8 protein-coding genes are annotated in these 7,854 nt (G+C 70.2%); 1 reads left to right on the top strand and 7 read right to left on the bottom strand.

The window, feature by feature from the left end; all coding sequences use genetic code 11:
- Positions 1 to 35 precede the first annotated feature (35 nt).
- The 5 genes from G6021_RS00790 to G6021_RS00770 form a co-directional block, all read right to left on the bottom strand.
- A complete protein-coding gene (locus G6021_RS00790; protein ID WP_182616887.1) occupies positions 36 to 1,442 on the bottom strand; it encodes a 3-deoxy-7-phosphoheptulonate synthase class II in 1,407 nt (468 codons plus the stop codon).
- 35 nt (positions 1,443 to 1,477) lie between these two features.
- Entirely contained in the window at positions 1,478 to 1,975 is a 498-nt protein-coding gene (locus tag G6021_RS00785; protein WP_182616889.1) for a polyadenylate-specific 3'-exoribonuclease AS, read from the bottom strand.
- Positions 1,976 to 1,980: 5 nt separating this feature from the next.
- On the bottom strand, positions 1,981 to 2,694 hold the full coding sequence (locus G6021_RS00780; protein ID WP_304815659.1) for a lysophospholipid acyltransferase family protein: 714 nt from the start codon (positions 2,692 to 2,694) through the stop codon (positions 1,981 to 1,983).
- A 71-nt stretch (positions 2,695 to 2,765) separates the two neighbouring features.
- Entirely contained in the window at positions 2,766 to 3,653 is an 888-nt protein-coding gene (locus G6021_RS00775; RefSeq protein WP_182616893.1) for a hypothetical protein, read from the bottom strand.
- Positions 3,650 to 4,111 carry an SRPBCC family protein gene (locus G6021_RS00770; protein ID WP_182609375.1) on the bottom strand — a complete coding sequence of 154 codons (462 nt, stop codon included), beginning with the start codon at positions 4,109 to 4,111 and terminating at the stop codon, positions 3,650 to 3,652. The genes G6021_RS00775 and G6021_RS00770 overlap by 4 nt, the downstream gene beginning before the upstream one ends.
- A 145-nt stretch (positions 4,112 to 4,256) precedes the next feature.
- Between G6021_RS00770 and G6021_RS00765 the strand changes: the two genes are divergently transcribed.
- Positions 4,257 to 6,056 (top strand): long-chain fatty acid--CoA ligase, encoded by a 1,800-nt coding sequence (locus tag G6021_RS00765; RefSeq protein WP_179525042.1) that lies wholly within the window; start codon positions 4,257 to 4,259, stop codon positions 6,054 to 6,056.
- A 30-nt stretch (positions 6,057 to 6,086) separates the two neighbouring features.
- Here the strand turns inward: G6021_RS00765 and G6021_RS00760 are convergent, their stop codons facing one another.
- Both G6021_RS00760 and G6021_RS00755 read right to left on the bottom strand, forming a co-directional pair.
- Entirely contained in the window at positions 6,087 to 7,220 is a 1,134-nt protein-coding gene (locus tag G6021_RS00760) for a glycosyltransferase family 4 protein (protein ID WP_182639265.1), read from the bottom strand.
- A 52-nt stretch (positions 7,221 to 7,272) separates the two neighbouring features.
- Positions 7,273 to 7,854 (bottom strand): NlpC/P60 family protein (locus G6021_RS00755; protein WP_182640468.1); only part of this gene is annotated, 582 nt, incomplete at its 5' end.

Genomic DNA, 7,854 nt, shown 5'->3' with positions numbered 1-7,854 from the left:
TCCCCGGGGCCCGGCCGTCCCCGCGACGCCGCGGCTCAGTTGCGGAGCATCTCCGCCACCAGGTAGGCCAACTCCAGCGACTGCTGGGTGTTGAGCCTCGGGTCGCACGCGGTCTCGTACCGCCCGGCCAGATCGAGGTCGGAGATGTCCTGGGCGCCGCCGAGACACTCGGTGACGTCCTCGCCCGTGAGCTCGATGTGGATCCCGCCCGGGTGCGATCCCAGCGCGTGATGGACCTCGAAGAAGCCCTGGACCTCGTCGATGATCCGGTCGAAGTGCCGGGTCTTGTACCCGTTGGACGTGGAGTGGGTGTTCCCGTGCATGGGGTCGCACTGCCAGATGACCTTGTGCCCCGAGGCCTCGACGGCCTGCACGATCGGCGGGAGCGCGTCCCTGACCTTGTCGTTGCCCATGCGGGAGACCAGGGTCAGGCGTCCCGGACGATTGCGCGGATCGAGCTTCTCCACGTACTCCACCGCGAGCTCCGGGGTGGTCGAGGGGCCGATCTTCAGACCGATCGGGTTCTCGATGAGTGAGGCGAACGCCACGTGGGCGTCGTCGATCCCACGCGTCCGCTCCCCGATCCACAGGAAGTGGGCCGAGAGGTCGTACAGCCCCTGCTCCGCGTCACCCGTGAGGCCCGTGCCGTCGTCGGCCAGGCGCAACATCGCGCGCTCGTAGTCCAGTACCAGCGCCTCGTGGGAGGAGAAGATGTCCGCCGACCGCAGGTTCTCGTCGGAGACACCGCAGGCGTCCATGAACCGCAGTCCGCGATCGACCTCCGCGGCGAGCGCCTCGTAGCGCGCGCCCGCCGGCGACCCGGCGACGAACTCCATGTTCCACTCGTGCACGCGGTGCAGGTCCGCCGTCCCCGAGGCCGTCAGGGAGCGGACCAGGTTCATGGCCGCCGCGGCGTTGGCGTAAGCGCGGACCAGGCGGGACGCGTCGTGCTCACGAGCGGAGTCGTCCGCGTCGAGCCCGTTGACCATGTCCCCGCGGTACGAGAGCAGGCCGGTGGCGTCCCGGTCGGCGGAGCGCGGCTTGGCGTACTGACCGGCGATCCGGCCGACCTTCACCACCGGCATGGACGCGCCGTAGGTCAGGACGACGGACATCTGCAGGAGCGTGCGGATCACGCCCTTGATGTGCGGCTCGGTGTTGGCCTCGAACGTCTCCGCGCAGTCCCCGCCCTGGAGGAGGAAGGCACGCCCGTGCGCGACATCGGCGAGCCGATCCGAGAGGTGCTCGACCTCGGAGGCCACACAGATGGGCGGCACGCTCTCGAGGACCTTGCGCATCGCCGCGGCGTGATCGGGATCCCACGACGGTTGCTGCAGCGCCGGTCGCGACAGGGCGTCCGCCAGCAGCCGATCGAGGTCCGCCGAGAGCGGAGGGAGGTCGGGAAGCTGTGCGATGTCGACGTCGACTGTCCAGTTGCTCACCCCGCGAGGATACGCCACCGCCGCCCGAGGCGACCTCAGAGACCCAGGTGGGGCGCCTTCGCCGCGATCGCCCGGAATCTCAAGAACGCATGGCGGGCATCGCCGAGGGCGTCGTGGGCTCCGCCCGGGTGCGGGGGCAGCTCCGGCTGCCCGGCCATCTCCCACAGCTGGCGCACATCCCGCGTGAACTTCGGCATCGCCGCCGGCAGCTCGGTCATGTCGCCCCAGAGCTGGCACACCGCGACGTGGTCATAGGCCCCGATCCACGCCCACAACTCGACCGGCCCGGAGATCGGTGCGGTGACGAAGTCGTACAACCCGTCGCGGATCCCCGCCCGCGACATCCAGGCCGGGGACGAGGGATTGGGCAGTTTGGGCAGGACGTTCCGGCGGACCCACGGACCGGCCTTGGCCTGGTCGAAATCCGTGGAGACCGCGTAGAACTCGCGTCCGTCCTCCGCCACCACCCCCACCGAGACCAGGTCGATGGTGGTGCCGTCCTCGATGAACTCGCAGTCGTAGAAATAGCGCACCGGCGTCAGCGCTGCCCCTCGACAGGCTGGTCGAGGAGGTTTCGTCCCGACTTGCGCACCGCCTCGTAGCGCTTCTTCATCTCGGCGCCGTAGATGTCGTGGACGTACTCCTGACCGGTCATCGCCTGGATGCGCCTCATGAACTCGTCGGTGATCTCCCGCTCCGCCGCACGGTCGCCTTCTCTCCCGGCCCACGGGGTCAGGTCGAGCGGCTCACCGATCATGACTCGGACCTCGACCGGGCTCCGACGGAACCTGCTGATCTTACGGACGTACTCACCCGTCCCCATCACCCCCACGGGGATGATCGGCACCCCGGCTCGGAGAGCGAGGCGCGCTGGTCCGGTCTTACCGCGGAAGAGCCGTCCGTCCGGTGAGCGGGTGCCCTCCGGGTACATGCACAGGACCTGCCCGGCCGAGAGCACCTCCATCCCGGCGTTCAGTGCGGCCTGAGCGGCGTCCGCGTTGGTGCGATCGATCGGGTGCTGACCGGTTCCGGCGAAGAACCACCTGCTGAGCACGCCGCGGATCCCGGTGCCGGTGAAGTAGTCGCTCTTGGCCAGGAAGGTGACCCGCCTCGGGAGCAGGAGTACCGTGAACAACCAGTCGCCGACGGAGTAGTGGTTCCCCACGAGCAGTGCCGCCCCGCTCACGGGGAAGTTCTCCTGCCCCGTGGTCGTGGTTCGACTGGTCGCTCTCAGGAAGGGACCGATCAGCACGTACTTGAACAACCAGTACAGCAACTTGGGTCACCGGACCTTCCGTCGTTGGGGAGTTGACGGAGCGGATACTACCCGGATCGGTCCGCGAATCCGGACGGGACGAGATTCGGTGGCCACAGCTCGGGATCCGGGACGAAGCTGGCGATCACGGCGCACGCCCCGGGGTCGAAGTGCGAGGCGACGAGAGTGCACCGGGAGAGCAACGCGGGAAGCCGCAGCATCGTCCGGATACCGTCGAGGACCACCCTGAGCCCGTCGCCCTCGACCGAGGGCGGGGTGGTCGGACGAGCCGGTACCGGGAACTCCACCCGGTATCCGCCACTACCGTCCGGGGAGACGGAGGGAGTGACCGCCCCGCGTGCGAGTGCCGCCAGCGCCGCGGTCCGCTCCGGAGCGCTCCCGACCACCATCACCTCGACCGGACCCGCGAGGAACGTCGAGACCTCCGCCGCGAGGAGGGACAGTCGGTGCGCCTCGCGGGTCCGGGCGTCCGCGCGGTCACCTGCGGCCATCGAGGCGAACCGCACGTGCGCGGGCCAGCGCGACTCCACGAACGCGGTCAGCTCCCCCGCCGCCGCGATCCTCCGGACCGCCGCGAGGTCACCGTCGAGTTCCACCACCACCACGTCCCACACTCCCGCGGCGGCCGCCCGCCGGGCGTACTCCCATCCCAGGACAGCGGCGAGGGGCGCGTCCCCTCCGGCGGCCAGCGCCGCGAGCACGTCGTCGTCCGGATCCACCGCACCGGACCTGTACGACTCGAGTCTCGCGGTGGCGTCGTCGACACGGACCTCCACGGGCCCCTCGTCGGTCGTGTCCAGCCGCGGATCCACCGCACCGGGGTCCCCGGTCAGGATGAGGGCCGTTCCGCCCGCGTCGAGCAGGAACTGCGCGGTCACCTCCGACCTGGCCGGGGGGTCGCCCCCCATGACGATCGCGACCCTGGCGCCGGTCACCGCGACTCGGCCCGGCGCTTGAGTTCACGCAGGGCCTCGGAGAGGATCCGCCGTTCGGCCCGGTCGCGGAGCCGGCCGATCACCGGCACCACGAGTTCTATCTCCAGCTCGTAGTCGACCCTGGTGCCGCCCTCGACCGGTTCGAGGCGATAGGAGCCCTTCTGCGCACGTTGCAGCGCCGAACTTTCCAGCCTCCACTCGACGACCCTGTGGTCCGCCGACCAGGAGTAGGCGAGGACGTAGTCGTCGACGATCGCGCCCGCCTCCAGGGCGAACCGGACCCGGTCCGGACGACCGTCCGCGCCGACGGACAGGACCTCGGCGACCCGGATCGACGTGGACCATTCGGGATACGAGTCGAAGTCCGAGATGACGGCCATCACGTCCTCGACCGTCGCGTCGATCACGGTGGAGTCGCTGGTCGGCCACACCTCGGGGGCGCCGTTGTCCTCGCTCATATCCCCCAGCTTCACATATCTTCGGCCGGGATGCGCCCTGGCGACCGGCGCCCGGGCACACGGGTGACGTGGATGCCGTCCGGCCCCGGGGATAGTGTGTCCTCACTGCGATTAGACCATCGATCGTCTCCACCAGGAGGACCCTTTGCGCGAATACGTCGCCGCCCCCGCCACTTTCACCGTCCCCGACGACTGGTCCTGCGCCCAGGCGGCCTACGACCGCGCGGAGCGGACGCCGGACAACGTGGCGTTCCAGCGGCCGGTCGACGGTCGGTGGACGGATGTCACCAACCGGGAGTTCGCCGAGACGGTCCGCGTGGTGGGTCGGGGTCTCGTCGCCCGAGGCGTCCAGGCCGGGGACAGGGTCGCCCTCCTGTGCTCGACCCGATACGAGTGGAACGTGATCGACTTCGCGATCTGGGCCGCCGGCGCGGTCACGGTGCCCGTCTACGACAGCTCCTCGGCCGAGCAGATCCGGTGGATCATGGAGGATTCGGGCGCCCGGCTCGCCATCGTCGAGAAGGAGACCCACGCCGCCACCACCCGCGAGGGGATCAGCGGGCTGGAGGCGGCCCCCGACGTCCTCGTGATCGAAGGAGACACCCCCGCGTTGGACGCCCTCGCCGCGGGTGCGACCGAGGTGCCCGACGCGGTACTCGACGAACGGCGCGCCGGGGTGACCGCCGACTCCCCCGCGACGTTGATCTACACCTCGGGCACCACCGGACGCCCCAAGGGGTGCATGCTCACCCACCGCAACTTCATGTCCGAGGCCCTCGCGGTCCTCGAGACGCCGTTGAACCAGTACCTCCGCCAGGACGCGACCACCGTCATGTTCCTGCCCCTGGCCCACGTGCTGGCCCGCGCCATCACCTACGCCGGGTTCCACGCGGGTGTCCGCATCGCCCACTCGTCGGACCTGACCAATCTCGTGGACACGTTCTCCGAGATGCAGCCCCACTACATCCTGGCCGTCCCGCGCGTGTTCCAGAAGGTCTTCAACAAGGCCCAGGCCACCGCCCAGGACGGCGGCACCGTCAAGGCCTGGATGTTCGACAAGGCCACCGACACCGCGGTCGCGTACTCCAAGGCCAACCGCAGTGGACGCGTCGGGCCGCTGCTCAGGCTTCGCCACGCCCTGTTCGCCAAGCTCGTCTACGCCAAGCTCGTCGCGGCGCTCGGCGGCCGCTGTGAGATCGCCATCTCGGGTGGGGCGCCCCTCGGTGAGCGCCTGACGCACTTCTTCGACGGCATCGGTGTCAACATCTTCGAGGGATACGGCCTCACCGAGACGTGCGCCGCGATCGCGGTCAACACCCCCGGTCAGATGCGTATCGGCACCGTCGGCCAGCCGCTGCCCGGGTGTGCGGTCCGGATCGCACCTGACGGTGAGGTCGAGGTGAGCGGCCCGGTGGTGACCTCCGGCTACTGGCGTAACGAGCGCGCCACCGCCGAGGCGTTCTCCGACGGGTGGTTCAGGACCGGGGACCTCGGGTCCCTGGACGAGGACGGCTACCTGACCATCACCGGTCGCAAGAAGGAGATCATCGTCACCGCCGGGGGCAAGAACGTCGCCCCGAGCCAGCTCGAGGACGCGCTCCGGGCCGACCCGCTCGTGGCCGAGGCGGTGTGCGTGGGCGACGGCAAGCCGTTCATCTCGGTGCTGCTCACCCTCGACCCGGAGGCACTGGAGCGGTGGAAGGCCCACCACGGTAAGACCGGCTCGCTGTACGAGCTGCTCCGGGACGCGGACATGATCGAGCATCTCGACCAGGCGCTGTCCCGGGCCAACCGGACCGTCTCCCACTCCGAGGCGATCAAGAAGTACCACGTGCTACCCGACCAGTTCACCGAGGAGACCGGGGAGCTCACCGCCTCACTCAAGGTCAAGCGGAACGTGGTGCACCAGAAGTTCGCGGCCCAGATCGAGGACCTCTACGCCTGACCCACGGCCGGGTCGGGGTTCGAGCCGGGGTTAGTCGCCGGAGAGCACCCGCCGCATGTCGCGTGCCAGGTCCTCCCAGCGCCACGACCCGAGAACCCAGGAGCGTCCGCGGACGCCCATCGCGGAGGCGCGTGGCCGGTCCGAGAGCAGACCGGCCACGGCCTCGACGATCTCGCCGTCCGAGGTCCCGTCCACCACGAGACCGGTGCTCCCGTCCACGACGGTCTCCGGAGCGCCACCACTCCGGCCGGCCACCACGGGGACACCGCAGGCGGACGCCTCCAGGTACACGATCCCCAGCCCCTCCACGTCCAGTCCCCCGCCCCGGGTGCGGCACGGCATGGCGAACACGTCCGCCATCCGGTGGTGGTCGACGATCTCGTCCGCCGGGATCCGACCGGTGAAGATCACCCGGTCGGACACCCCGTGCCTGCGGGCCAGCCCCTCGAGCGTGCGACGGTACGGACCACCCCCGACGACGACGAGGACCGCTCCCGGAACGCGGCGGGCGATCTCGGGCAACGAGCGGATGAGCGCATCCTGACCCTTGCGCGGGACGAGTCGTGAGAGACACACGATCACCTCCCGGTCCGCCACCCCGTAGCGCTCCCGGATCGCCCTACGCCGCACGGGATCGGGACGGAACCTGGCCGTGTCGACGCCTCCGGGCTGGTGCACGAGTCGGGCGTGTGGACCGAACGCCGCCGCGAAGCGACGTCTCGTGTAGTCACTCACGTAGGTGACGGCGTCGGTGGACTCCCCGATCAGCCTGAGCACCTGCCGCGAACCCGGCAGCATCGACCACCCCACCTCGTGACCGTGGGTGCTGGCGACGATCCGGGTGACGGGACCCTCCCGGAGGACGGGCGCCATCACGGCCAGCGGCGCCGCCGCACCGAACCACACCGTGCTCGCCCCGAAGTCCGAGGCGAGCCTCCGCGCACGCACCGCGAGCTCCGGCGTGGGCAGCAGCATCTCCGTCGGCACCCTCTCGACCAGGTAGGGACGGGAGTCGTCGTAGTCGGTCGAGTCGCTACCCCGGAACGTCGAGGCGAGGACCGCCACGTCCTCGGGATCGAGATGCGCCAGATAGGTCTCCAGGTACGACTGGATGCCGCCGGGTCGCGGCGGGTAGTCGTTGGTGATCAGCAGGGTCTTCGTCATCACGTCCGAGACTGCCACAGTGTCCGGGGAGGCCCCGCCCGGAGTCCCCGCGTCAGTACCGACGGATCCCGCTGATCGGCATCGAGTCGACCTTGTCGAGTTTGACCGGGACCCCATAGGTCGACGCGTGCAGCACCAGTCCGTCGCCGGCGTACATGCCGACGTGTGTCGCCCCCGGGTAGTAGATGACGAGGTCACCCGGTTGGATGTCGGCCATCGCGACGGGCGCGCCCGACACCGCCTGCGCCTGACTGGACCGCGGGAGCGTCTTCCCCTCCTGCGCGTACGCCCACACCATGAGGCCCGAACAGTCGAACTCGTCCGCACCGGTCGCCCCCCAGGAATACGGGGCACCGAGCCGGGTGAGAGCCACGTTCAGCGCCGCCGTGTTGACGCCGTCGACCGCGGGGGCGACGTAACCGGGCGGGACCAGGGGGCCGCCGGCCCAGAGCGCACGCTGCGCGTCCGAGAGGGCGTCGACACGACGTCTCACCTCATCGATCCGCACCCGCATCTCCTCCGAGCGCCGATCGAGCTCATCAGCCCGACTCCGGGCGTCCCGGGCCGAGGCCCGAGCGATCTCCGAGGCGGCGAGCGCGTCCCCGCGGAGGCGGGCGGCCTCCGCCGAGGCGGC

This window comes from Dietzia sp. CW19 (assembly GCF_014145265.1).
GTDB lineage: Bacteria > Actinomycetota > Actinomycetes > Mycobacteriales > Mycobacteriaceae > Dietzia > Dietzia natronolimnaea.
The sequence above is the reverse complement of the archived record's forward strand: the minus strand, read 5'-3'. Positions and strand labels throughout refer to the sequence as shown.

Excerpts from the sequence above, each read along its gene's own strand:
- G6021_RS00760 (WP_182639265.1), bottom strand. The coding sequence starts at position 7,220 with ATGACGAAGACCCTGCTGATCACCAACGACTACCCGCCGCGACCCGGC.
- G6021_RS00770 (WP_182609375.1), bottom strand. The coding sequence starts at position 4,111 with ATGAGCGAGGACAACGGCGCCCCCGAGGTGTGGCCGACCAGCGACTCC.